Genomic DNA, 24,313 nt, shown 5'->3' on the forward strand with positions numbered 1-24,313 from the left:
CCCCCAACCACGTGATGCCGCCCGTGGATCGCTTTACACGCCGTACACCAGCGTCCACGGTGAGTTTCAGGCTTCGCCGCCTCCCAGTGGGCTCGCCACAACACCCCGCCGAATCGGGTTCGTTATCCTGCAGACCGACAGTTCGCGTACTGTTGCTCTCCACCCCGCCTCGCGGCGACGCAGTTACCATTGGCTACGGAGCTTCGGCTTACTCCGACACGGACTTTCACCGTGCTGATGAGGCGCCCTCGCGGGCGCACTGGGAGCGGCCTCTGGCCGCGACAGCGCCGTCCCGGCTCGGTCGTCGCGGCAGGGATGCCGCTCCCACGGCACCAGTGGCGTGTGGGAGCGGCCTCTGGCCGCGACGGCTCCGTTCCGGCTCGGTCATCGCGGCAAGGATGCCGCTCCCACGGCGCCTTTGGCTTGTGGGAGCGGCCTCTGGCCGCGACGGCTCCGTTTCGGTTTGGTGTTCGCGCCAGGGATGGCGCTCCCACGGAGCCGTTGGCTCGTGGGAGCCGCCTCTGGGGGAGGGGGCTCAGCAGGCGTGGCAGTAGTAGTTCGGCAGGCCGGCGATGCGGCAGGCTTGCTTGCAGCCGCCGTCGGGGAAGAGGCTTTCCAGATTCTTGCGCGTGCAAGGCGTATGCCGCGATACCTCATGGCCGATGGCGCGGATGACCACTTTCGGCGACGGCGGGATCTCGTGGAAGGCGTAGTACTCGCGCAGGAAGTTGATGACGCTCCAGTGGCAGTCGGTGAGCTCGAGGCCCTCTTCTGCGGCCAGCGCTTCCGCGAGGTCGTTGTCCCAGTCGAGGAAGCTTGCCAAATGGCCCTGTTTGTTGAAGTGAACCTCGCGGCCGGCGATCTGTACGGCAGTCATTCAGTCTCTCCTCCACCCGCGGGTGGTCGGTCAGCGTGGTGCCCGACATTGCGCCGGGCGGGTGGTCTCAATTGGCTTATTAGAAAATTTGAAAGTGATGGAACAGGTGCTTCGCCACCTGTCAAGGAAATATAGACTAGCGCCGGCAGCCGATGGGCCCTAAATACTAGACCTGGGTCAAGTCAGGCTGGATCTGCTGGTGCCGGCCCGCCCTGTATGGGCACGAGAGACGCGCAGTCAAGACCGGACAAGGAGATACAGGACGCCGTCGGTCGGCGACAGCAGGGGAGGGCTGGCCGCGGCGAGGCGCTGCTGGCAGATGCCGCGGCGGCAGGGCGTTGCTGGGGTGCGTTGCTGGGGTGGTGCCCCGACGGGGTGCGCTGGGCTTGCTACCAGCTGACAGCGCCCTCGGCGACGGCCTCCAGCATGTCGGCCACCTCGCGCATGACGGGGCTCGCGTCGGTCTCATCAGCGGGCATACGGCGGTGCACCACATAGGTGGTGTCCGGCTCGTCCGGGAGGGTGTAGACGGCGATGATGAAGGGGCAGTTGACGATGCGCACGGGGTCTTCGGCCGTCATCTTGCGTGAGAGCACGGCGCTGCAGAACTCGATGGACTGGGCATGGGTGTAGATGGTCTCGTCCATGCCGAGGTCCTTGCCGGTGCGCTCCAGCATCTCGTCCATGTGCATGACATTGTTGATGTACATGCCGCGCTCCTGGATCGCGAGCTTGAGGCCGTCGATGACGTCGCCGAAGCTGCTGTCGCTCTCGTAGACGGCATAGCGCTCTTCGGCGTGCACGGGTCCGGCGACGATCAAGACCGCAGCGAGCGTGAGCAGGCTATGCCGGAGAAAGGATGATAAGCGTCGCGGCGCCATTTCAATGACCTCAGGACATGCCGGCAGCAGGGCGCCGCCGGGGGATTGAGCGCAGATCCGATCGCAGTGACGGGATACCGGGGCCGCGGCAGCGGCACGGTCGCATGCCGCTGCCGCAGGTCCTCAGTACTGGTCCATGGGCCGGAAGGCGGGAGCCGAGGGCCAGCCGTCGCCGCCGTTGCTCGGTGCCGACGCCGGCGGCGGGGGTGGCGCGGCTTGGCGGCTCTCCAGCTGCTCGATGCGCCGCTTCAGGGCCTCGATCTCGCGATCCTTGTCGCTCTCGCTCTCGGTTGCGGGGGCGCTGGAGCTGCTGGGTGCTGCCGGTGCCGAGTAGCCGGGGGCAGCATAGCCGGGGGCCGTCGGATAGCCGTAGCCCGTTCCGCCATAGGGTGCGCCATAGCCCGGTGCCCCATAAGGCGCACCATAGCCGGGCGCGCCGTAGGGTCCGCCATAAGGCCCATAAGGGCCAGGGGGTCCGTAGGGACCTTCGTCGTAGTAGTAGTCGTCGTCGCCGCCGCCGAACCAGCGGCCCGGGTTGAACATGTCGCCAAAGCCGATCGCCTGCACGGCGGGGGCGAGCATCAGCGCAGACACGAAGCCGACGGTGAGCGGTATGGTGCGGGCTTGCATAGCCACGTTGGGCATCCTCCAGGATCGATAATGAACTGTTGTCGGCGCGGTGCTGCAGCGAACCGGGCCAACTGGCCCTGCCGGTTCGGGGTCATCCGCTGCGGGGCGATCTGAGCCGCCTGTTGCCGCGGGCGAGAGCATACTACAGGCGCAGGCTGTCAGCCCCCGGCTCCGGGGTGCTCGCCCACCGGCCCGCGCCGGCACCTATCCGAGCCTAGGAGATGCCGCTTACTTGGCCTTGCGCGAGCAAAGAGCGGACGGACCCCACCCTGATCTGAAAATGGGGCGGTTTCCGGGCTCCTTCAGCGGCTTGAGCCGCTGAACATGGCGGGCCGTCCTGCCCCGCACGGGAAAGGCCGATAAACCAGCGTTTCCCTGAAGTATCACCCCGCTGCCCGCGGCTCCCCATGGCGGTGCTCATCGGCCTCGTGGCCGTGGCTCTTGCCGTGCTGGTGGCCGTGCGCGTGCGCATGGCGATGGCCCTGATGCTCGTGCGCATCCGCGCCCGTGTGCGCGTGCTCATGGTGCGAGTGCTCATGGCCGGCGTGGCCGCCGTGCAGCAGCGCGCCGTCGGGCTGCAGCGCCGGTCGCGCCGTGGCGCCCTGCGCCACCCGCTCGCGCTGGGCGGCGAGCTCGGCGCTCAGCCACGCCAGCCAGGGTCCGAGACTGTCGCCATCGCGACGGGCGCTCAGCGACAGGAAGGGCGCCGGCGTGGCGAGCTCGCGCAGATAGCGCTGCGCCCGCGCGGCATCGAAGTCGTCCAGCACCGGCAGCAGGTCTGCTTTGGTGAGCAGCACCAGGTCCGCGGCGCGGAACATCACCGGGTACTTGGCCGGTTTGTCATCGCCCTCGGGCACCGACAGCAGCGTGACATTGCGGTGATGACCCAGATCGAAGCTCGCCGGGCACACCAGATTGCCGACGTTCTCGATGAACAGGATGTCGACGTCGGTCAGGTCCAGACGATGCAGCGCGTCGTGCACCATGTGCGCATCCAGATGGCAGGCGCTGCCGGTGGCGATCTGAATGGCCTCGACCCCCTTGGCGCGGATGCGCTGGGCGTCGTTCTCGGTCTCCAGGTCGCCTTCGATGACGGCGATCTTGAGCTCGCCCCCGAGGGCATCGATGGTGGCCTCCAGGAGGCTGGTCTTGCCGGCCCCGGGCGAGGACATCAGGTTGACCGCCAGGATGCCGCGGGCGTCGAAGTGGGCACGGTTGTGGGCCGCCTGGTGGTCGTTCTCGCCGAGGAGGCTCTGCAGGACCTCCACCGCGGCATGACCGGAGGATGTCTCGGCATGCTTGCCGCCGGGCCGCACGAGGTGCTCGTTGCCGGAAGTGACGTTACAGCCACAGGTGTCGCACATGGATGAGCTCCGGGTTGGATGCTGGCTCGATGGGGGACTATAGCAGCGCCGGTGGCGAATTTGACCATGCGCCGTGCGCGGGGCGGCGCGTGCGCCGGGATTCAGCCGTCTGCGCCGCGGCGGACTCAGCCGCTATCCTCGGCATCGGCCTCTTCCGGCACCGTCAGCTCCAGGTTGGCGAGCAGCATCTCGTCACCGCTCACGAGCCGCGTGTGCCAGTCGCCACAGGCGCCGCAGAGCAGGCGGTTCGGCTGCGCGTGCGTCTCGGCGCCGCAGGTGACGCAGTGCACCCGCACGGGCGCCGGCTCGATGTCGAGCGTCGCGCCCTCGGCGATGGTGCCGGCCGCCGCCAGGGGGTAGGCGTTGCGCAACAGCGGCGCCTCGACGCCCGAGAGCGGCCCGATGCGCAGCAGGATACGCTCGACCCGCTGCGCGCCATGGTCGGCGGCGATGCGCTCCACCTGCTCCAACAGCGATTGGCACACCGCGAGCTCATGCATGGCCGGCGCCTGCGCGAAGCTGCCCGGCGCGCAGGCCGGCCGCCGGCCCGACAGCCGAGGGACGCCACGACGCCCCAGACGAGTCGCGACTCCCGAACCGGGCTGATGCTAGGAATGCGCTGCTGACAGCCGCCTCACGGCGGCCCGAGGGCTTGACGAGACAATGGGCGACACACATGGGGGCGACGCAGATGCAGGCGGGGCCGGGTCGGGCTTGGCGCTGCGCAAGGGCAGCAGTCAGCCGTCCTGGTTGTCGGGCCTGTACGGCATTGGGACGGCATTGGGCGGGCGAGGCTAACGAGCCTAAGTCCGACGATCACTGATGCGCATCAATGAATACTGCACGCTCCCTCGCGGCAGCGGCGCTCGAAGCGCCAGTCCGCGAAGCGCCTGTAGAGCGCATCCAGGGGGCCCGTGAGCCGCAGCGCGGAGACCACGCGCGCCAGCAGTCGGTAGCGCGGGAGCTGCCGCCAAATGGCGACGAAGGCGGGCACGCCCTGCACCAGGCGGCCGTCGGCGTCGCGCACGTGCAGCCGGCGCATGGCCGTCGCCTGATCCAGACCGACAGCGGCCAGGGCGTCCGGGTCCTGGGTGATGTCCACCCAATCCACCTGGCCGGACCGGTCGAGGCGTCGGTAGTGCGCAATCTCTTTGCTGCACAACGGACAGCCGCCGTCGTAGAAGGTGGTGATCGCGGTATCGGCGGATGAGGTCATGGCATTGGGCTCCTGTGCTCTGTATGTGTGGCTTTGGGCGTCAGCGGACGTCGGCGGCCTCTGGCGGCAACGGCGCCACCGGGTCCCCAACCGCCAGGCTGCCCGAGGTCACCACGGCGGCGGTGATGCCGCCGTGCCCACGCATGGCGTTGTAGCCGCCACGGCCGAGCTCGGCCTCCATGCGCGAGCAGGGATGCGCCAGGCCGGTCATCTCCAGCACCGCGGTGCCGACGCGAAAGCGCTTGTCCTTGAGCGCCAGCAGATTGATGCCGGCCACCACTAGGTTGCGCCGCAACCGCAGCGGGTCTATGGGCGGCTCCTCCAGGAGGGCGCCCAGCACCGCCAAGTGCTCGGCCTGCATGAGCGTCACCTGGCGCTTGCGCCGGCCACCGGCCGGTCGCTCGGGCTGGGCGTAGTGATCGCCGGCGAGCCCGCGCCCGGCGTGCGCCTGCACCTGCGCCAGGCTGGTCACCGGAGCGCGCTTGGCGGCGCGCACCCCGATCCACACCAGCCGCCCCGGCTGCGGGAAACAGGCCATCATCTCGGCCATCGGCGTCTGCTGCGCGCGGCGTTGCCACGGCGCGCCGAGGCCGGCGGCGGCGGATGGAAATGCTGACGCTGGCATGGGGGGTGGGCGTGACGGGACCTTCGGGCGCTCGCCGCTGTCGTTGATTGCTATATTGCGCTCTCTCAGGGCCGCTCAACCGCGGCCGCGAACGGGAATCCCGAGCCCATGACCTCGCCACTCGTCTCTTTGTTGCGCCTGCTCGCGGGAGGCGCGGCCGCGCTGCTGCTGCTCGGCTGCTCGGGGATGCAGATCGCCTACAACACGGCGGATTTCTTCATCGAGCGTTATGCCGAGGACTATCTGGGCCTGGACAGCGCCCAGATGGAGCGCTGGTCGCCGACGCTGAAGTCCGCGCTGGCCGAGCATCGCCAGGCCGAGCTGCCCTACCTCGCCGCCTTCTTCGACAGTGCGCAGAACGACGCCCGCAAGGGCTTCACCCGCGCCGACGTCCGCTGCCTGCTGGACCAGCTCGAGGTGATCTACCGCCGCCACTTCATGCTCGCCGCGGGCACCGCGGCGCCGCTGCTCGCGGACCTGGACCGCAGCCAGATCGACGCCCTGGAAGCACGCTTCCGCGAGGAGGCCCAGGAGGACGCCGACGACGCCGCCCGGCCCGAGGCGCAGCGCGTGGCCAAGCGCGTCGAGCGCTACGCCGACAACATGCGCTGGTGGCTCGGCGAGCTGGACGCCCGCCAGCGCGGCATCGTGCGCGACGTGGTGGCGGACCTGCCGGAGTCCGCCACCTGGTACACCTACCGCGACCGCAAGCGCCGCGAGCTCATCGCCCTGCTGCGCCGCGGGGCCTCGCCCGAGCGCATCGAGACCTTCCTCACGGACTGGCTGGTGGACTACAGCGACATGCCGGCGGCCCTGGAGCGCAGCCAGATACAGCTGCGCAGCGCCATGACCGATCTGATCGTGCGTCTGGACGCGACTTTCAGCGACGCCCAGCGGCGGCGCCTCATCGACCGGCTGACCGGCCTCAGGCGGGACTTCCTGCGCCTGCAGCGCGACCCGCAGATGGCGCCGGTGGCCTGCTGACGCTGCTGCTGAGCGCGCCCTGCGTTGCACCATCGCCGGTCGGCCGTTGGCGCAGGCGTGCTGCCGGCGAGTGCCGCCGGGCGCCCGCGGGTCGGGCTGCAAGGGGTCAGAACGCCTCCGACACCCGCCAGCGCTGGTAATTGGGCTCGTCCAGATAGGCCTTGCTGCTGATGTAGTTGAGCACGTTGCGCAGGCGATAGAAGCCCACCACCGAGTCCACGCGCAGGATCTCGCGGCCGTGCTCGTCAAAGAAGACCACCGACGGCGTGTAGAAGATGCCGAGGTCCCGGGCCCAGTCGCGCGCCGTGGTGCGCTCCCCCGCCGGGGTGACCACCGGCGTGTCGGACCAGATGTCCAGCTGCACGCTGTCGAGCTCGCCGAACCGGCGCTGGAGCTCCCCCTGCTCCAGGGCCTGGCCGTGCAGCACGTCGCAGGCATGGCAGTCGCCCTGCTCGAAGAACACCGCCAGCGGGCGGTCGCTCGGCAGGCCGGAGCGGTCCAGGTTGTGGGGCGGCGGCTCGAAGAAGTCCTGGTCGTTGAGGTCCGCCGGGCCGAACACCATGCGGTTATCGCCCCGGGCCAGATAGTCGCGGAAGGACTCGCGCTGGTAGTGGTCGTCGGCGACGTATTCCAGCGCCGCGCGGAACTGATAGGGCGGGTAGTAGCCGCGCAGGCGCAGGGCCTCCTGCCCCTCCTCGTCGTAGAAGACCAGCGACGGCGTGAAGTTGGTCTCCTCGCGCAGCGCGAAGTCGCGCTCGGTGAGTGCGTTGCCTTGGAGGTCGGTCACCTCGGCCACGCCCCAGATATCCACGGGCACGATGTCGAAGTGCTCGCGGGTGTAGTTGACGATGTCCGGGGCGCCGAAGTTCACGTCCATGAGCTTGTGGCAGTAGGCGCAGCGGCGCTGGCCGAAGTAAACCACTAGGTCCTTGCCGGCGGCGACGGCCTCGGCGTGATCGTCCGGCAGGTTCAGGAAGGGCTCCTTGAACCAATCGGGATAGGCGAGCGGCTGCTCGCGCGGGAAATCGTCCATGCCGAGTGCGGTGGTCACGTCGGCACCGGCGGTCAATTCATCCCCGCCGGTGGCGGCGATGGCGCTCATCGACAGACCCAACAGCAGACCGACGCCGGGGCCGAGAAGCCTGATGGGGCTCCCCGATAGGCCGGTCGAGCGTCGGATGCTGCGCCGACGTCGGCGCGTGAGCTCGCGGATCATTCGTGCTACCTCCAAAGGTCAGACTCGGGGCCCCGCTGCATCGGCCGGGCCGTCATTGCATTCGCGGTCAACGGCGGACGGCGCCGACCGCTCGGCCGTCAAGCACCGCCCGCCGCCCGGCGCTCGCGGGCCAGGAAGCGCTGCACCAAAAACAGCGCGGCGATGGAGCGCGCCTCGGTGAAATCGGGGCGCGCCAGCAGCCCGTCGCCGTCCGCCAGCGGCCAGGGCACCACCTCGACGGGCTCGGGCTCGTCGCCGGGCAGCGGGTCGGGGTGCAGGTCGCGCGCCAGCACGATGCGGGTGCCGTGCTGGATGTAGCCCGGCACGACGCTCACGCGGTGCACCGTCTCCAGGCGCGCGGCGGCCAGGCCGACCTCCTCGCGCAGCTCGCGCCCGGCGGCGGCGTGGATCTCTTCACCGGCGTCCACCACGCCCTTGGGGAAGCCGAGCTGGTAGTCGTCGCTGCCGGCGGCATACTCGCGGGCCAGCAGCAGGTTATCGTCGGCGTCCACGGGCACGATCATCACCGAGTCCGTGCCGCCGAGGATGCGCTCGAAGGTGCGGCGCTCGCCGTTGGCGAACTCCAGGTCCACCGCCTCGACGCGGAAGATGCCGGAGCGCGCCGCCAGCCGTCGGGCGAGGATGCGCGGTTTTTGTCTGGTCATGAGCTGGGGGTCTCCGGCAACGGGTGCCTCCGGGAATCGGCGGGTGGCTGCGCGCAGCGAGCGGCGTCCGGTATTCTGCGCGGCATCCGCCAGACAACCAACCGCAGCGAAGTCCCGACCATGTCTCAGCGCAACGACCCGGCACCGCAGCTCGACTGGGCCGCCATCGACACTGTGTTCTTGGACATGGACGGCACGCTGCTGGACCTGAACTACGACAATCACTTCTGGCTGGAGCACGTCCCGCAGCGATATGCCGACAAGCTCGGGGTCAGCCTGGCCGAGGCCAAGGACGCGCTGCTGCCCAAGTATCGGCGCATCCAGGGCACGCTGGACTGGTATTGCGTGGACCACTGGAGCCGGGAGCTCGGGCTGGACATCGCGCTGCTGAAGGCCGAGGTGGAGCACCTGATTGCCGTGCACCCTTTCGTGCCGGACTTTCTCGACGCCCTCGCCGCCCGCGGCAAGCGCCGGGTGCTGGTGACCAATGCCCACCAGATGTCCATCGACCTCAAGTTTCGGCGCACGCGTCTCGGCGGCCGGCTGGAGCAGGTGATCTGCGCCCACGACCTGCAGCTGGCCAAGGAGACGCCGGGGTTCTGGGCGCGGGTGCGGGAGGTCGAGCCCTTCGACCCGGCGCGGACCCTCTTCGTCGACGACAACCTGGACGTGCTCCGCGCCGCCCGCGACTACGGCTTCCGCTGGCTGCTGGCGGTGAGCGCACCGGACTCGCGGGCGCCGGCGCGGGCGATTCGGGAGTTTCCGGCGATCGCGCGCTTCTCGGAGATCCTGCCGCAGCTGCGCTGACGCGGGGACGCCGATCCGGGGCCCGGCCGGGTCAGCGCCTGCTGCCATCGGCGTCGCCGTGACACGCCGCAGCCTGGCGCCGGCGCGCTTCAGGTGGCGGGGGCCGAATCCGTCGCTGGCTTGCGCCGCCGCCGGCGGCGCTTTTTGGGCTTGGCCTGATCGTCGGCCCCGGATCCGTCCTTGCCCGCTTCGCCGGAGGCTCCCGGCGCCGCCGGCTGTTGCTGCGCCTGTTGGGGGCCCTGCTGCTCGGAGGCGCCGGCATCGGCGCCGGACTGGCCGGCGTCGCGATGGCCGGACCCGCCGCCGGGCTTGCCGCGCCCGCGTGGACCGCGGCCCCGGCGGGCGTCTCCGCCCGGCTCTCGACGGCCGCCGCGGCCCTCCCCGCCGCGCCCGTCGCGGGGGCGCCGCGGCGCCGGCACCCGGCTCTTGGGGTCCACGTCGGCGAGCATGTCCGCGCTGACCTCGGCGACGGGGATCTTCATGCCGATGTAGGCCTCGATGTCCGGCAGGCAGAAGGCGTAGGTCTCGCAGACGAAGCTGATGGCGTCGCCGGCCTCGCCGGCGCGGGCCGTGCGCCCGATGCGGTGCACATAGTCCTCGGCGTCGTCCGGCAGGTCGTAGTTGATCACGTGGGACACATTGGGGATGTGCAGCCCGCGGGCCGCGACGTCGGTGGCGACCATGACGGGCAGCTCGCCGGAGGTGAACTGCGCCAGCAGCTTCAGGCGCTTCTTCTGCGGCACGTCGCCGGAGAGCATGGCGGCATGCACGCCGTTGCCCTCCAGGTAGCCCCAGACCCGCTCGCCCTCGCGCTTGGTGTTGACGAAGACCATGATGCGCGCGCCTTCGAGGCGCACCAGCCCCAGCAGCAGCGGGATCTTCTCGTCGTTGGCAACCATGTAGCAGGTCTGCTGCACGCGGTCGGCGGTGACCTGCTCCGGGGCGATCTCCACCATCTGCGGGTCGTTCATGTGCTCGTAGGCGAGCTCGGTGACCCGATAGGACAGGGTCGCCGAGAACAGCATGCCGAGGCGCTCCGTCGGGCTCGGCAGCCGGCGCAGCACGAAGCGGATATCCTTGATGAAGCCGAGGTCGAACATGCGGTCCGCCTCGTCGAGCACCATGACCTGCACGGATCGGAAATCGAACACCCGCTGCTTGAAATAGTCGATGAGCCGACCGGGCGTGCCGATGAGGATGTCCAAGCCGGCGGCGAGGTCGTCACGCTGTTGCTGGTAGCCGGTGCCGCCGTAGACCAGGCCCAGCTTGAAGTCGGTGTGCTTGCCGATAACCTCGGCATCCCTGTGGATCTGCACCGCCAGCTCCCGCGTGGGGGCGAGGATGACGATGCGCGGCTGGCACGGGCCCGCGCGCTGCTCGGCCGGCGGGTGCGTCAGCAGGTGCTGCATGCCCGCCACCAGAAAGGCAGCGGTCTTGCCGGTGCCGGTCTGGGCTTGGCCGGCGACGTCCTGCCCGGCGAGCGCCAGCGGCAGGGCCTGCGCCTGGATCGGTGTGCAGTGGCTGAAGCCCGCGTCGGCGAGCCCTTGCAGGATGCGCGGGTCGAGGTCGAAACTGTCGAAGCGCACGTCGGTGAGATGAGTATGCGGCATGGATTCCTACGGCGTTGGGCCGGCCCCCAGGGGTCCGCCGAGGTGCCGGCGAGGCGCGAGCACGGCGGGCCGCCGATGCGCCCGCCGGTCGGCTGCGGCTCAATCTTCGCGCAGGTTGGGGGGCAGATTGGGCGGCAGATTGGGCGGACGGTCTGGACTGAGGGGCTGGGAGGGGTTGCAAATCTTGACATCTTTGGCTCAAATGGCATCTTAACCTTCGGGGCGATAACAACGCCAATCCGCCCAACCTCCCCCCTGATTCGCGCCGCCGCCGCATCCGAGTCGAGTCGGGGGAGGCTGCATCTCAGGCAGTGAGACGGCTCGGCGGCCCTAAGGGGCTCAGTCTGACAGGCCCGAATCTCGCAAGTACCAGTCTGGCAGGCACCAATCTGGCAATGACCAATCTGGCAAGCGCGACCTGGGCAAGCGCAAGAAGCTTTCGCACCTAGCGCCGGAGCCAGCATCAGCCACAGCTCACCCACCGCCATGCGCGACGCAGCCGCCTGTTAGGGATGCCGCCCGCCGCAAACCTTCACCCGAGCGGAGACAGATCAGACGTGACCGACCGTATCCTGCAAGTAACGGACGACACCTTCGAGGAAGAGGTGCTCAACTCCCCCGAGCCGGTCCTGGTGGACTATTGGGCCAACTGGTGTGCCCCATGCAAGATGATCGCCCCGCTGCTGGAGGAGATCGCCGAGGAGTACGCCGGCAAAATTAAGGTAGCCAAGCTTGACATCGATCAGAACCGCGCCGTGACCGAGCGCTTCAAGGTTCGGGGCATCCCGACGCTCATGCTGTTCAAGGGCGGAGAGCCGGAGGCCACCAAGGTCGGCGCCGTGTCCAAGTCGCAGCTGACCGTCTTCATCGACAGCAATCTCTGAGCCCGGCCCGGCCGGCGGCCCCGCCACCCGACAGGCGCCGCCACCACCGCAGCCATAGGAACGGCGCCCCGCTCCACCCCGGGCGCTTCGGCAGGACAGCCAGACAACCCCGCCACCGCCGGTCCAACCGCACCGCCGCGCAGCTTCGCCGCGGCATCGCCATCACCGGCGCCCACCCGCCCGGCGCCGATCAATCGGCGGCCCATCGCCATCACAACGACGCAATGAATCTCACAGAGCTCAAGAAGATGCCGGTTCCCCAATTGGTGGAGCTGGCCCAGTCCATGGAACTCGAGGGCATCGGCCGCTCGCGCAAGCAGGATCTGATCTTCGCGATCCTGAAGGCACGCGCCAAGCGGGGCGAGGACATCTACGGCGACGGCGTCCTGGAGATCCTCTCCGACGGCTTCGGCTTCCTGCGCTCCGCGGACGCCTCCTACCTGGCGGGGCCGGACGATATCTATGTCTCGCCGAGCCAGATCCGGCGCTTCGCGCTGCGCACCGGCGACACCATCTCCGGCAAGATCCGCCCGCCCAAGGACGGCGAGCGCTACTTCGCGCTGCTCAAGGTCGGCGACATCAACTTCGAGCGCCCGGAAGCCGCGAAGCACAAGATACTGTTCGAGAACTTCACGCCGCTGTTCGCGCAGCAGCGCATGCAGCTGGAGATCGGCAACGGCAGCACGGAGGACCTGACGGCGCGGATCATCGACCTCGTCGCCCCCATCGGCAAGGGCCAGCGCGGCCTCATCGTCTCGCCGCCCAAGGCCGGCAAGACCATGTTGATGCAGAACGTGGCCCAGTCCATCGCGCACAACCAGCCGGAGGTCTACCTCATTGTGCTGCTCATCGACGAGCGGCCCGAGGAAGTCACGGAAATGGCGCGCTCCGTGCGCGGCGAGGTGGTGTCATCCACCTTCGACGAGCCCGCCACGCGCCATGTACAGGTGGCCGAAATGGTCATCGAGAAGGCCAAGCGGCTGGTGGAGCACAACAACGATGTCGTCATCCTGCTCGACAGCATCACCCGCCTGGCACGCGCCTACAACACCGTGGTGCCGTCCTCGGGCAAAGTGCTCACCGGCGGCGTGGATGCCAACGCGCTGCAACGCCCGAAGCGCTTTTTCGGCGCCGCCCGCAACGTGGAGGAAGGCGGCTCGCTCAGCATCATCGCCACCGCGCTGGTGGAGACCGGCTCGCGCATGGACGACGTCATCTATGAAGAGTTCAAGGGCACCGGCAACATGGAGATCCACCTGGACCGGCGCATCGCCGAAAAGCGCATCTTCCCGGCCATCAACATCAACCGCTCAGGCACCCGCCGCGAGGAGCTGCTGATGAAGCCCGCGGACTTGCAGAAGGTGTGGATCCTGCGCAAGATCCTGCATCCCATGGACGAGCTGGCGGCGGTGGAATTCCTGCTCGACAAGCTCAAGCACACCAAGACCAACAGCGAGTTCTTCGACTCCATGAAGGGCTGAGCCGCCAATCGCCAACCCCGGCGCCAATCCAAGCCGCCAGCCGCAGCCGCCGCGCCAGGGACGCCGCCGCCATGTCAGCCACCCTGCCCCCGGCCCGCGCCCGCCTCGCCGCCGCCCTCTCCCTTGGCCTGTTGCTGCTCGCGGCGAGCCTGCTCGCCGTCCAGGCCATCATCGATCTGCGCCGCGTCCAGCAGCTGGAGACGGATCTCGCCGAGCTGCACGACGTGCGCTACGGACTGCTCAACGCCGAGGTCTGGGTCGCGCAGCTCTCGGCGCTGCTGGCCCGCAAGATCGACACCTTCGAGGTGACCGAGGCCAATCGGCCGGTCATCAAGCGCAACATCGAGATCGCCCTCGACCGCATCCTGGTAGAGGTCGAAGACTATCTGCGCCGGCGCAACACCGGCGGCGACAACGTCTGGGAGCGCGTGGGCGGCGCGCTGCGCCAGGGCGTGCAGGACTTCCTGGTGGACTTCGACGAGCTGCGCGCCCAGACACCGAGGTACGCGGACGCCGTCATCGAGGAGCTGAACCGTCCCCAAGCCCGCGCCGAGCTGAAAGACCGGCTGTTGGCGGCGGTGGACGCTGCGGCAGACGCCACCTTCACGGCCACGGACTTCAGCGCCTACAACGCCGTGCTCGCCCGCCACGGCTGCGCCGACGCCGCTGCCTGCGAGGCGCGTCTGCGCGCTGCGGCGGCTGCGCTCGAGGCGCGTGCCCGGACCTTCGCCCTCGGTGCACTGCTCGCGGTGGCGACCATGTTCTTCGTCGGCTGGCGCGAGCGCCCGCACCTTCGGCCCGAGGTCATGGTCATGCTCACCGCCGGCAGCCTGGTGCTGCTGGCAGGCGGCGTGATCACGCCCATGATCGACGTGGAGGCGCGTATCTCGGAGCTGCGCTTCGTGCTGCTCGGCGAGCCCATCGTCTTCACCGATCAGGTGCTCTACTTTCAGAGCAAGAGCATCCTCGATGTGGTGCGGGTGCTGCTGGACACCGGCGCCTGGGACATGATCTTCGTCGCCGTCCTCATCACCCTGTTCAGCCTGGTGTTCCCGTCGCTCAAGGTGCTGGCGGGCTTCATCTACTATCTGAACTGGCGCGGGCTGCGGGCCAACGGCGCCGTCTACTTTTTCGCGCTGCGCTCGGGCAAGTGGTCCATGGCCGACGTGCTGGTGGTGGCCATGCTCATGGCCTATGTGGGGTTCAGCGGTCTGGTGGAGAGCCAGCTCGCGGCCATGGCCGGCAGCGGCCGCGGCCTAGACGTCATCACCACCAACGGCACCGCGCTCAAGCTCGGCTTCTATCTGTTCCTGGCCTTCGTGCTGGCGAGCCTGGTGCTGTCGGCGCTGCTGGAAGCGCGGGTCGGGAAACGCGCGAGCTGAGCCGCTAATCAAGGCGTGGCTGGCAGAGGACGTGGAGCGCCAAGGGCGGTGATTCGCCCCGACAGGGCACTCGGTGCCGGTCGGCGCCTTGCACCGGCAGCCAAGAGCAAGCCGACGCCCCGGCGCCGAGCGCAGTCGGCGCGCGGCTGCTCAAGCGTCGCCTCAGGCGGGGGATTTCGCCCAGCGGAACACCCGCATCGGCGGGATGTTCAGGAGCTCCATGGCGATCTCCGGCGTCCCGAGGAACTGGCGGCCTAGGGACCCGACACGGGGGTTGAACTGGTAGGCGACGAAGCGCCCGGTATCCGCGAGCACGTCGGCGACCTCCTTGAGGATCTGTGAGCCGATAGCTTGGTCCATGGTCGAGAAGGGAATGCCCGAGACGATGGCGTCCGGCAGCCCCAGGCCATGGGCGTCCGCGATCGCCCGGATGTCGGTGGCGCTGCCGAGGTGGGGGATGAGCCGCTCGTCGTCGATGCGGCTGACCTGCTCATGGAACAGCGGGTTGATCTCGATGCTGAGCAGCCGCGCATCCGGCGCCATGGCATCGAGCATGGCCTGCGTCATGCCGCCGGTGCCGGGACCCAGCTCGACCACGCACTTGGCGGTGGCAATGTCGGCGGCGGCGATCACGCGGCGCTCCAGAAAGGCGGAGCTCGGGATGATCGAGCCGATCTGGCGCGGGTGCCGTAAGAACTGTTGCGTAAACAGCAAATGGCCGTTGGGGCGTTTGCGCAAAGATGGATTCGGTGACATGCAAAGACTTCCCCGCAGCTGAACGCTTGCAAACGCGCCCAGGCGTTGTGTGGCAACGGATTTTGAGAATGCGTGGGGTGCAGGCGCGCGGGCTGCGCACGCCGGCCATACTGCGCTCGAGCATGGGCGACCACACGGCAAGCGTTAAGCATACCGCATCGAGGGCGGACGACGCCTTAGCCTCTCCAGCCGCGGAGTCTAGCAGTACCCATCGCCACCCAGGCAGTGCGCATCTGCGCCCATCGGGGATACACTGATGGCACTAACGGTTACAGTGCTCTGGGTTTTCGCCGCCTATGTACTCCACCAGTTGCGGGCGCGGCTCTCGGCATCCGGAGCTTGCGGATGCGTCGCTGGCGCCCGACTGGCCTCGCCGCCGCACCGCCCACTACCGGCTTCGCGGTCTTGTCGCCGCCGTCGTGATTGCGGCCCTGTGCGGCGGCGCCAGCGGCGAGTCGATCCGCATCGACGGGGCCGACTATCTCGGGGACTTGCCCACCGTCATCGCCGCCGGCGAAGGCCTGTTCGCCCGCCGCGGACTCGACGCCGAGGTCCGTTATAACAGCTCCGGCAAGCAGAGCCTCGCGCGCCTGCGCGCGGGCGAGACCGATGTCGCGCTGTGCGCGCTCACCCCTTTGGTCATCGATCGCTTGAGCGATCCAACCCCGGGCGGCGCCGAGGACCCGGTCATCCTCGCCAATCTGCTGCACTCTACCCATATCAATCGCGTCGTGGTCCGTTCCGATCTGCCTGCGGTCGACCTCGCCGGGACTGACAACGACCTGCGCGTTGCGCTGCCAAAGGGCACCAACGCCGAATTCGCGTGGTGGGTGTTTACCATCTTCCAGGGGCTCGATCCCAGCCGCTTTACGGTGCACGACCAGCCGGCCCACGCCATCGCCGGCCTGCTGGCCAGTGGCGAAGCCGACGCGGCCGTGGTCCGGGAGCCCTGGATCGCACGGATGCGCCAGCGCAGGCTCCCGATCGAGACTGTGGACGCAGACGGTCGATACACAGCAAAATGGGTACTGGTCACCTCTGGCCGGGTGGTGGCGACCCGCCCACGCATGGTGCGGAGCTTGCTCGCCGTCTACCGCGACGCGGTGGAGCTCATCGAGCGCAGCCCCAAGCCTGCACTCGCGCGCTATGCGCGCCGCGTTGGTGTCGACCCACAGGCGCAGCGCCCGACCTGGCATGTCCTCGACTACGACCTCGGCCTCGATTGGTCGCTGATCGCAACGCTGCAGCAGCAGATCGACTGGGCGCGCGAGCACTATGGCGCAGCGGTCAGCGAGGTCGCGGTGCTGTCGATGATCGACCCGGTGCCGCTGCACGACCTCTACCCCTGGGCGGTCGCCATCCCGCATCCGCGACTGACCGCAGGCCCCGCGGAATGAAGCCGTTCCATCTGGGCATCGCGACCCTCGTCGGCAGCGCCATCGGATTACTATTGGTGCTGGCGCTGTCATTGCTGAGCACACAGCGGCTGCAGCAAGCCGAGCACGAGCTGACGGCGCTCTCCGAACTGCAGCAGCGCATCAACACCTTTTCAGTAGCCAGTGACGGGCTGCTGCTGCACGGCGCCGACCCCGACCTGTGGCAGGCGGTGCGCGCGGAGGCGGCGCGGATCCAGCGCCGCCTAGAGCGACTCGGCGCACGCCATCCCGATGCGCTCAAGGCGGCGCACCAGGTGCGCGTCCTGATCGACGCCATTGCCCAGGCGTCGGCGCCGGGGGACGCCGGCACCGCGCCGCGAGACGGCCTCCGGCCGCTTGCGCTCGCGCCCCGCGCGCGCTTGCTGCTGACCCAGATCGCCGGCCACGGCACGGCCCTGGACACGGCACTGAGCGAGGTCATCGGCGAGCGCCGTGCGGCCATTGCCAGCGATAAGCGGGTCATCGCGCTCCGCCTGGCCGCAGCAGCGGTGCTGTTCGCGGTATTCGGCACCAGCGCTTTCGCCCTGCTCTACTGGAAGATGGCGGCGCCGGCACAGCGGCTGATCCACGCCATCGAGGCGATCCGCACCGGCGACGCCGACGCCCGCGCGCCGGTCTCGGGGCCCAAGGTGTTCGCCGAGGTCTCGCGCACCCTCAATCGGATGCTGGAGGAGCGCCACAGGCGGGAGCAGCGCCTGCGCCAGTACCGCGCCCTGGTGGAGGGTAGCGACGACCTGTTCGCGATTTGTGATGCCGACTATCGCTACCTGTTGGTGAACGCCGCCTATGCGCGCTTGTTCGGCCGCACCCCGGCCCAGATCGAGGGCGCCTCGGTCCCGGAGGTCCTTGGCGCCCCCTATTTCCAGGAGACCGCCAAGGCGCACATCGACGCCTGCCTCGCTGGCCAAGCCCAGCAGTATCGGACCGAGCGCCAAAACGCCGACGGCATCTGGCGAAGCCTGCTGGTGCGCTACTACCCGATTCCGGGCCGGGACGAACACCGGCCCCAGGCCGTCGGCGTGATCACCGATATCAGTGATCTGGCGCGGGCCGAAGCACAGCTGCGCGCACAGTCACGGCTGCTGGAGATCGCCGGGCGGGTTGGGCGCTTCGGCGGCTGGTGGGTCGACCTCCAGACAGGCAGACAGGAATGGTCCGACACCGTCGCCGACATCCACGGCATGCCGCACGGATACACGCCGAAGGTCGACGAGGGCATCGCCTTCTATGCCCCCGAGCACCGTCCGCAGATCCGCGCGGCCTTCAGCGCCTGCACCGAGCGCGGCGAGCCCTACGACCTGGAGCTGCAAATCATCGACGCCGGTGGTCGGCGGGTGTGGGTGCGCGCCACTGGCGCGCCGGTGCGCGATGCCGCGGGCGCCATTGTCGCCGCCGAGGGCTCGTTCCAGGACATCGACCGCCGCAAGCTCTCCGAGGAGGCGGCGCAGCGCCTGGGCGAGCGCCTCAACGCCATGCTCGAGCGCATGACCGATGCCTTCTTCCTGCTCGATGCCGGCTGGCGTTTCAGCTACCTCAATCCGGAGGCGGAGCGGCTGATGCAGCGCTCGCGCCGGGAGCTGACGGGGCAATGCCTCTGGGAGGCTTTTCCGGAGATGCGGGGGACCGCCCTCGAGGCACGCTGCCGCCAGGCGATGGCCACGCGCGAGAGCACCCGGATCGAGGACTACTGCCCGGCGATCGGCCGCTGGGTCGACACCCGCATCCATCCCGCCGACACAGGCCTGGCGGTCTATCTCACCGATGTCTCCGAGCGCCATGAGCTGCTCGAAGCGCTGCGCGAGCAGGAGCAGACGCTGCGCCGCTCTCGCGACCAGCTGGCCGAGCTGCTGCGCGTGCGTAAGGCGCTGATCGACTCGCTGCCGGCGCATATCGCGCTGCTCGACACCGAGGGCCGGATCGTCGACGTCAACGACCAATGGCGGTGCTTTGGCAAGGACAACGACTACGGCGACAGCGACCTCGGCCTCGGCCGCAGCTATCTCGAGGTCTGTGAGCAGGCCGCGGGCGAGCGCGCCGAGGAGGCGCCTGCGGTCGCTCGCGGGCTGCGCCAAGTGCTGGACGCCGAGCGCGAGAGCTTCAGCCTCGAGTATCCCTGTCACGCACCGCACGAGGAGCGCTGGTTCCGCCTCAGTGCCAACCGACTGGTGTCGGACATGGCTGAGAGCGCCGACCACAGCGTCGTGGTGATGCACGTCGACATCAGCGAGCGCAAGCGCGCTGAGCGGGAGCTACAGCAGCTCGCCTTCCGCGACCGTCTGACCGGGCTGCTCTCGCGCGTCGGCTTTACCGCGGTGCTGCGCGAGCGACTGGCCGCAGGCGACTGGCCGCGGGTGGCGACAGTGGCCATGCTGGATGTGCAGGACCTGCGCGACGTCAACGATGCCCATGGCTACGAGGCCGGCGACCAGCTGTTGGTCGAGATCGGCCGCTGGCTCGAGGCGCAGGTCGGTGCTGACGGGCTGGTCGGGCGCATCGGTGGTGACGAGCTGGTCGTCTTTCTGCGCGCCGGCGCCGACGAGATGCTCGAAGCGCGGCTACAGGCCCTGGCCGCCATGGACCAACAGCCGTTTCTGCTCAACCACGGGCCGATCGAGGTCTCGGTCCATATTGGCTATACCGACCTCGGTGAGCGCCGGCGATCGGCCGAGGACCTGCTGCGAGAGGCGGAGCTGGCCCTGTTTCAGAAGCGCGAGCGCGCGAGCGATCGCGTCATCGCCTACACTGCGGACCTGGACCATCGGGTCCGGGAGCGCATTGCGATGACCTGGGCGCTGCGACGGGCGCTCGACCGCGATGAGCTGGAGCTGCATTACCAGCCCAAGGTCGATCTGCGCGACGGCCGGCTGATCGCCTGCGAGGCGCTGCTGCGCTGGCGCCACCCGGAGCGCGGGCTGTTGGCGCCGGGGCTATTCATCCCGCTCGCCGAGCAGGGCCAGCTCATCGTGCCGATTGGCGAATGGGTGCTGCACGAGGCGTGCCGTCGGCTCAGCCAATGGCAGCGCGACGGCCTCGATGTCGTCGGGGTCGCGGTCAATGTCTCCGTCTCCCAATTCTCTTATGGCGGCTTCCATCAGCAGTTGGACGCCGCGCTCGCAGCGCACGGTGTCGCCCCGGACGCGCTCATCCTCGAGGTCACCGAGAGCGTCTTCGAGCGAGAATCGCACAGCCTGCAGCGCCAGCTCGAAGCACTGCACGAGACCGGCATCCGCCTGTCCTTGGACGACTTCGGCACCGGCTACTCGTCGCTGAGCTACCTACAGCGATATCCGTTCGACGAGATCAAGGTAGATCAGGCTTTTGTCCGGCACATGCTCACCGATGCCTTCAGCCACAAGGTGGTCGACACTGTGCTCGGGCTCGGCCGCGCGCTCGGCGCCGACGTGATCGCAGAGGGGATCGAGAGCGAGGCCGTGTGCACCGCCCTCCGCGGATTGGGCTACCGCTTCGGGCAGGGCTACTTCTACAGCTTGCCGCTGGAGGCAGAAGACTTTCGCTGGCTGCTGGAGCAGCACAGCCGGCTGCCGCTCGGGCAGTCCAAGCCCATCGGGTCGGCATGAGCCGCCGACGCCGCGCCCAGCACACAGACGAGGAGCCATGAACGAACAGCAGCTGATCAAGCGCGCCACGGATATCCCGGGGCTGGACGCCATGACTGGCGGCGGCCTTCCGGCCGCCGGCGGCACCCTCATGCTCGGTCGGCCGGCGGCGGGTAAAACCGTGCTGGCGCTGCAGATCCTGGCGCACGCGATCGCGCGCAGCGAGGGTGGTGTATTCGTCTCCTTTGAGGAGTCGTGCGCACAGATTCTGCGCGACGCGGCGTCGTTTCGCTGGGGCCCGAGCCTGGCCGAGGCCGAGCGCTTCGAGCTGATCGACGCGCGCCCGCAGCTCGGCGCCGAGGTCTCGGGGGCCTTTGACCTCGAGGGGCTCCTGGCTGCTGTCGGCCTGTGTCTGGAGCGCCGCCAGGCTTCCTGGGTGGTCTTCGACGGCGTCGACCACCTGCTGCGCCGCCAGCGCAACCCCTTGGACGCCATCGACCAGGTACAGCAGCTGAGCGACTGGTGCGAGGCGCGCGGCGTCAGCCTGCTGCTGACCGGCAAGCTGGGCGATGCGGAAACTGCGCCGACGCACCTGGAGGGTGTCGAGTTCATGCTCTCGACCCTGATCCTGGTCTCGACCAAGCTGGTCGGACACCGGCTGAGCCGGCGGCTGCGCATCGCCAAATACCGCGGCACCGCGCACGTCGCCGATGAGGTGGCGATGATCATGGACCACGACGGCGTCCATCTGCCGCACGGACACTATGCGGCGCAGGTCGCCACGGGCCGGATCGAGGCGAGCACCGAGCGGCTCAGCACTGGAGTTGCGCGGCTCGACGAAGTGCTCGGCGGCGGGCTCTATCGCGGCTCGACGGCGCTGATCTCGGGGCTGCCGGGCACCGCCAAGACGACGCTCGCGGCAAGCTTTGCAGCGAGCGCGACGGCGCGCGGCGAACGGGTGTTATACCTCAGCTTCGACGAGGACCAGGAGCCGGTGGTACGCAACCTGCGCTCGGTGGGCATCGATCTGCGCGGCCCGTTGGATCGGGGGCTCCTGCACTTCGCTGCACGCGAGGCCTGGTCGGGCCTGGTCGAGGAGCACTATTGGGCCCTGCACCAAGCCCTGGACCGGCTGCGGCCGCAGTGTCTGGTCATCGACCCGATCTCGGCGCTGCTGAAGGCGCCAGGCGTGGACAGTGCCTTCGTCTCCATCGAGCGCATTCTGGACATCGCCCACCTGCGCGGGATCACCACCGTGCTCACCTCGCTTGGCACTCGCGACGACCCGCAGGGAGAGGCGACGCTGAGCCACACCTCGACCCTGGCCGACACCTGGCTGGCGCTGGATTTCAACGTCCGCGGCGGCGAGCGCAACCGCTCCTTGTCACTGGTCAAGTCGCGCGGCTCGGCGCATTCCAACCAGGTGCGCGAGCTGCTGCTGTCGGAGCGCGGTATCGACCTGGCCGATGTCTACGAGTACGGTACCGAAGTCTTGATGGGAACCGCACGCATGCAGAAGGAAAGCGAGGTGCATGCCGAGCGCCGCCGCCGCGTGCTCGCCCGCCAACAGCGCCAGCACGAGCTCGAGCGGCGCTTGAGCCAGGCGGAGGCCGAGGCGGCGCAGCTGCGCCAGGAGCTGGCGCTCGAGCAGCAGGATAGCGTGCAAACCGAGCAATTCGACCGCGAGCACGAGCGGGACGTGCTTGCGCGGCGCAGCACCCGTACTGCGCACAGCGACGCACCACAGGGAGACGAGACGCCATGAACGACCCTGCCGACGCCTGTGCTCAGCTGCAGCAGGAGCTGGTTCTACTGGTTACCGGCGATGCACCGCGCTCGCGCCGCGCGCGGCAGAATTTGGCGCGCGCCCTCGAGCAGCTCGGCCTTGGCGACATCGCGACACGCGAGGTGGATTTGGCTGCCGACCCCGCACAAACCTTGTCCTACGGCATCTTTGCGACCCCAGCACTGCTGCGGCCGGGGCCGAACGGACAACCGGACGTGCTCTATGGGGACCTCTCCGAGCGCGACATGCTCGAGCGCTTTCTGGCCGAGGGGTAACAGCCCAAGCGAGCACCCGAGTCTGCCGCGGCCGGACCATGGCCCTACGGGGCGCGCGCCGAGGCCCTAGCAGCGGCCATCGCCAACGCCGACGCCCGTTGGGCGCTGGGATGCAAGCTCCAGCACCTTGACGCGGTTGCGCCCTTCCTGTTTCGCCTGATACAGAAGATCGTCCACCAGCAGACGGCACTCGACATGATTGAGCGCTTGGGCGGACACATAGACCACGCAGCCGCCGCTCACGGTGACCACCTCGGCCGTCTGAGAGCTCCGGTGCGCTATGGCCAGCGCCTGGATGCGTTGGCGCAACTGCTCAAGGAGCGCGTGCGCCCCGTCTCGGTCGATGTTCGGCAGCATCAGCATGAGCTCCTCGCCGCCGTAACGGGCGGCGGCACCCTGCGGGCCCTGCACGGCCGCGCCCAGCACCTGCGCGATGCGCTTCAGCGCATCATCCCCCTGCAAATGGCCATAGGTGTCGTTGAAGCGCTTGATGAGAATGGTCAGGCCGCGGTTCAGCAAATCCCGATAGACGCGCCGAAAGCTCGCGACCACCGCGAGGGTGCCGATGTCGAGCTCGCGCCCGTAGTTTTCCACCCGCAGTGGAAAATGCTGCACGAGATCGGCAGGCGCCCGCGGGTCGCCGCCGGCGGCGATTCGCCCCCCGCGGGGGCCGAGTATCTCTGCGAAGACGACGTCCTGCAGGGTGAGAATCCCCTCCAGCTGCATGACGTATTGCGTCTCGTTGAAATTCCAGACGCTATTGGTGATGGGACCGAGATAGCTGTCCTCCACCTGGGCGACGCGCCGCTCGATATAGTCGACGTCGGCGTAGTACTCGCCGGCGAGCTGGACCGCCGTGATCACGAGCGTCACCAGAGAGCTGCTCACCAGGATGACCAGCAGCAGCCGCACGCTCAGCGGGGAGGCACCCGCGCGGAACAGCCGACTCCGGAAAATGCTCATGGTCCCGCCGCTGCGGGCTCAGGGCCCCGACGGCGCACGCAAATCGGCGGGGGTCGGCAGGTAGGGGGCGCCGAACGCACGCTCGAAATAGGCCGAATAGGGGGCCGCGACTTCCCGCAGACGCCCATCGCGCACCAGCTGCGCGATGAGTCGGCACAGCAGCGCATCGATGCGATCGCCCTTGGCCCCGATGGGCAGGATGAACTTGGAGCCGAAAATACGGAAATCCTGGCGGCGGATATTGTCGATACCCTCCTGGCGGGCGAGGACCTCGATCTCGCGCGCGGCGAACACCAGGCCGTCGATGCGCCCGGCGCTCAGTTTGCGCACGCTGCAAGCCAGGCAGGTGGTAGCGCTGAAATCCTCCTTGAAGAAGGCTCGGTGGCCGCGGCCCGTCTCGATGTGATAGGCGTCCAGTGCGGTGGTGTCCAGCGGCGGGCGCTCGGCATTGCTGAAGAGCGCGAAATGCGTCTTGGTGAGACTGCAGCGCGAGCGGCGGATGCCGTCGGCGGCGATGGCGCGCTCGAGCTCGTCGTCCTCGCGCTGCCAGACATGCGGCCCGATGGTGGGAAAGTGAAAGTCCGCGCGGCCCTCAACGACGTTGTTAATGGAACGCTGAAACGGGTATACCTCGATGTGGAAGCGGCCTTGGGTGTACTCGGCATCCAGCGCCTTCAGCACGTCGATCAGGATGCCGTCGCGAGGACTCTCCGAGTACAGAGGCAGCTGCGCAACGCTGAGCACGAAGTCCTCGGCGACCGGCGTCGCAGGCAACAGCAACAAGCTCAATGCGATCGGGCAGCACGACGCGCCAATCTGGTTACGTCCTGGCTCGGCCCGAGCGACGCCCCGCACACGCGCAAAGATCCTGGCCAGCGCATTCGCCATGTCCCATGCCTCCCTGGTGAGAGCTAGTCA

Annotated in this window: 22 protein-coding genes; 9 read left to right on the forward strand and 13 right to left on the reverse strand. The window is 68.7% G+C overall.

All coding sequences use genetic code 11. The features are described 5' to 3' along the window. Positions 1 to 535: 535 nt before the first annotated feature. The 7 genes from CKO31_RS12120 to CKO31_RS12150 all read right to left on the reverse strand — a co-directional run bounded on the left by CKO31_RS12120 (position 536) and on the right by CKO31_RS12150 (position 5,518). Positions 536 to 877: a TusE/DsrC/DsvC family sulfur relay protein gene (locus CKO31_RS12120; RefSeq protein ID WP_200237651.1), complete on the reverse strand. Its 342-nt coding sequence runs from the start codon at positions 875 to 877 to the stop codon at positions 536 to 538. A 389-nt stretch (positions 878 to 1,266) separates the two neighbouring features. Continuing rightward, entirely contained in the window at positions 1,267 to 1,758 is a 492-nt protein-coding gene (locus CKO31_RS12125; RefSeq protein ID WP_200237653.1) for a DUF302 domain-containing protein, read from the reverse strand. 123 nt (positions 1,759 to 1,881) lie between these two features. Beyond that, positions 1,882 to 2,388: a hypothetical protein gene (locus CKO31_RS12130; RefSeq protein ID WP_200237805.1), complete on the reverse strand. Its 507-nt coding sequence runs from the start codon at positions 2,386 to 2,388 to the stop codon at positions 1,882 to 1,884. A gap of 383 nt (positions 2,389 to 2,771) precedes the next feature. Further along, a complete protein-coding gene (gene hypB / locus CKO31_RS12135; RefSeq protein ID WP_200237655.1) occupies positions 2,772 to 3,752 on the reverse strand; it encodes a hydrogenase nickel incorporation protein HypB in 981 nt (326 codons plus the stop codon). Between the two features lie 125 nt (positions 3,753 to 3,877). After that, positions 3,878 to 4,252, reverse strand: coding sequence for a hydrogenase maturation nickel metallochaperone HypA/HybF (locus CKO31_RS12140; protein WP_200237658.1), 375 nt, complete (start codon positions 4,250 to 4,252; stop codon positions 3,878 to 3,880). Positions 4,253 to 4,581: 329 nt separating this feature from the next. Beyond that, a complete protein-coding gene (locus CKO31_RS12145; RefSeq protein WP_200237659.1) occupies positions 4,582 to 4,968 on the reverse strand; it encodes a thiol-disulfide oxidoreductase DCC family protein in 387 nt (128 codons plus the stop codon). 40 nt (positions 4,969 to 5,008) lie between these two features. After that, positions 5,009 to 5,518, reverse strand: a complete 510-nt coding sequence (locus tag CKO31_RS12150; protein WP_242475324.1) for an MOSC domain-containing protein — start codon at positions 5,516 to 5,518, stop codon at positions 5,009 to 5,011. Between the two features lie 183 nt (positions 5,519 to 5,701). On the opposite strand from CKO31_RS12150, the gene CKO31_RS12155 reads away from it, so the two are divergent. Then, positions 5,702 to 6,577: a DUF6279 family lipoprotein gene (locus tag CKO31_RS12155; protein ID WP_200237662.1), complete on the forward strand. Its 876-nt coding sequence runs from the start codon at positions 5,702 to 5,704 to the stop codon at positions 6,575 to 6,577. A 106-nt stretch (positions 6,578 to 6,683) separates the two neighbouring features. Here the strand turns inward: CKO31_RS12155 and CKO31_RS12160 are convergent, their stop codons facing one another. Both CKO31_RS12160 and nudE read right to left on the reverse strand, forming a co-directional pair. Next, positions 6,684 to 7,793: a thioredoxin family protein gene (locus CKO31_RS12160; RefSeq protein WP_242475325.1), complete on the reverse strand. Its 1,110-nt coding sequence runs from the start codon at positions 7,791 to 7,793 to the stop codon at positions 6,684 to 6,686. Between the two features lie 98 nt (positions 7,794 to 7,891). Beyond that, on the reverse strand, positions 7,892 to 8,458 hold the full coding sequence (gene nudE, locus CKO31_RS12165) for an ADP compounds hydrolase NudE (RefSeq protein ID WP_200237665.1): 567 nt from the start codon (positions 8,456 to 8,458) through the stop codon (positions 7,892 to 7,894). A 120-nt stretch (positions 8,459 to 8,578) separates the two neighbouring features. On the opposite strand from nudE, the gene yrfG reads away from it, so the two are divergent. Further along, positions 8,579 to 9,265: a GMP/IMP nucleotidase gene (gene yrfG, locus CKO31_RS12170; protein ID WP_200237667.1), complete on the forward strand. Its 687-nt coding sequence runs from the start codon at positions 8,579 to 8,581 to the stop codon at positions 9,263 to 9,265. Between the two features lie 89 nt (positions 9,266 to 9,354). On the opposite strand, the gene CKO31_RS12175 is transcribed toward yrfG, so the two are convergent. Further along, the gene (locus CKO31_RS12175) at positions 9,355 to 10,875 is read right to left on the reverse strand and encodes a DEAD/DEAH box helicase (protein ID WP_200237670.1); all 1,521 of its coding nucleotides are present in this window, start codon (positions 10,873 to 10,875) and stop codon (positions 9,355 to 9,357) included. Between the two features lie 557 nt (positions 10,876 to 11,432). Between CKO31_RS12175 and trxA the strand changes: the two genes are divergently transcribed. The 3 genes from trxA (at position 11,433) to CKO31_RS12190 (ending at position 14,622) form a co-directional block, all read left to right on the forward strand. Then, positions 11,433 to 11,759 carry a thioredoxin TrxA gene (gene trxA / locus CKO31_RS12180; protein ID WP_200237672.1) on the forward strand — a complete coding sequence of 109 codons (327 nt, stop codon included), beginning with the start codon at positions 11,433 to 11,435 and terminating at the stop codon, positions 11,757 to 11,759. Between the two features lie 224 nt (positions 11,760 to 11,983). Further along, complete coding sequence (rho, locus tag CKO31_RS12185) at positions 11,984 to 13,240, forward strand: transcription termination factor Rho (protein WP_200237675.1); 1,257 nt, start codon at positions 11,984 to 11,986, stop codon at positions 13,238 to 13,240. Between the two features lie 71 nt (positions 13,241 to 13,311). After that, positions 13,312 to 14,622 (forward strand): paraquat-inducible protein A, encoded by a 1,311-nt coding sequence (locus CKO31_RS12190; protein ID WP_200237677.1) that lies wholly within the window; start codon positions 13,312 to 13,314, stop codon positions 14,620 to 14,622. 162 nt (positions 14,623 to 14,784) lie between these two features. Here the strand turns inward: CKO31_RS12190 and CKO31_RS12195 are convergent, their stop codons facing one another. After that, a complete protein-coding gene (locus CKO31_RS12195) occupies positions 14,785 to 15,378 on the reverse strand; it encodes a class I SAM-dependent methyltransferase (RefSeq protein ID WP_200237679.1) in 594 nt (197 codons plus the stop codon). A 419-nt stretch (positions 15,379 to 15,797) separates the two neighbouring features. Here CKO31_RS12195 and CKO31_RS12200 point away from each other — a divergent pair, with 419 nt between their 5' ends. From CKO31_RS12200 to CKO31_RS12215, 4 genes are read left to right on the forward strand one after another with little or no spacing between them, the layout of a single operon-like run. Further along, the gene (locus CKO31_RS12200) at positions 15,798 to 16,775 is read left to right on the forward strand and encodes an ABC transporter substrate-binding protein (RefSeq protein ID WP_200237682.1); all 978 of its coding nucleotides are present in this window, start codon (positions 15,798 to 15,800) and stop codon (positions 16,773 to 16,775) included. After that, positions 16,772 to 20,392, forward strand: coding sequence for an EAL domain-containing protein (locus tag CKO31_RS12205; protein WP_200237684.1), 3,621 nt, complete (start codon positions 16,772 to 16,774; stop codon positions 20,390 to 20,392). Before CKO31_RS12200 ends, CKO31_RS12205 begins: the two co-directional genes overlap by 4 nt. Before the next feature lie 37 nt (positions 20,393 to 20,429). Then, positions 20,430 to 22,136 (forward strand): DUF7125 family protein, encoded by a 1,707-nt coding sequence (locus CKO31_RS12210; RefSeq protein ID WP_200237687.1) that lies wholly within the window; start codon positions 20,430 to 20,432, stop codon positions 22,134 to 22,136. Next, on the forward strand, positions 22,133 to 22,432 hold the full coding sequence (locus CKO31_RS12215) for a thioredoxin domain-containing protein (RefSeq protein WP_200237689.1): 300 nt from the start codon (positions 22,133 to 22,135) through the stop codon (positions 22,430 to 22,432). The genes CKO31_RS12210 and CKO31_RS12215 overlap by 4 nt, the downstream gene beginning before the upstream one ends. Positions 22,433 to 22,498: 66 nt before the next feature. On the opposite strand, the gene CKO31_RS12220 is transcribed toward CKO31_RS12215, so the two are convergent. Both CKO31_RS12220 and CKO31_RS12225 read right to left on the reverse strand, forming a co-directional pair. Further along, positions 22,499 to 23,395, reverse strand: coding sequence for a GGDEF domain-containing protein (locus CKO31_RS12220; RefSeq protein WP_200237691.1), 897 nt, complete (start codon positions 23,393 to 23,395; stop codon positions 22,499 to 22,501). 18 nt (positions 23,396 to 23,413) lie between these two features. Continuing rightward, the gene (locus CKO31_RS12225) at positions 23,414 to 24,169 is read right to left on the reverse strand and encodes a type 2 periplasmic-binding domain-containing protein (RefSeq protein WP_200237694.1); all 756 of its coding nucleotides are present in this window, start codon (positions 24,167 to 24,169) and stop codon (positions 23,414 to 23,416) included. Between the last annotated feature and the right edge of the window lie 144 nt (positions 24,170 to 24,313).

The organism is Thiohalocapsa halophila (assembly GCF_016583825.1).
In the GTDB taxonomy this organism is placed as follows: domain Bacteria; phylum Pseudomonadota; class Gammaproteobacteria; order Chromatiales; family Chromatiaceae; genus Thiohalocapsa; species Thiohalocapsa halophila.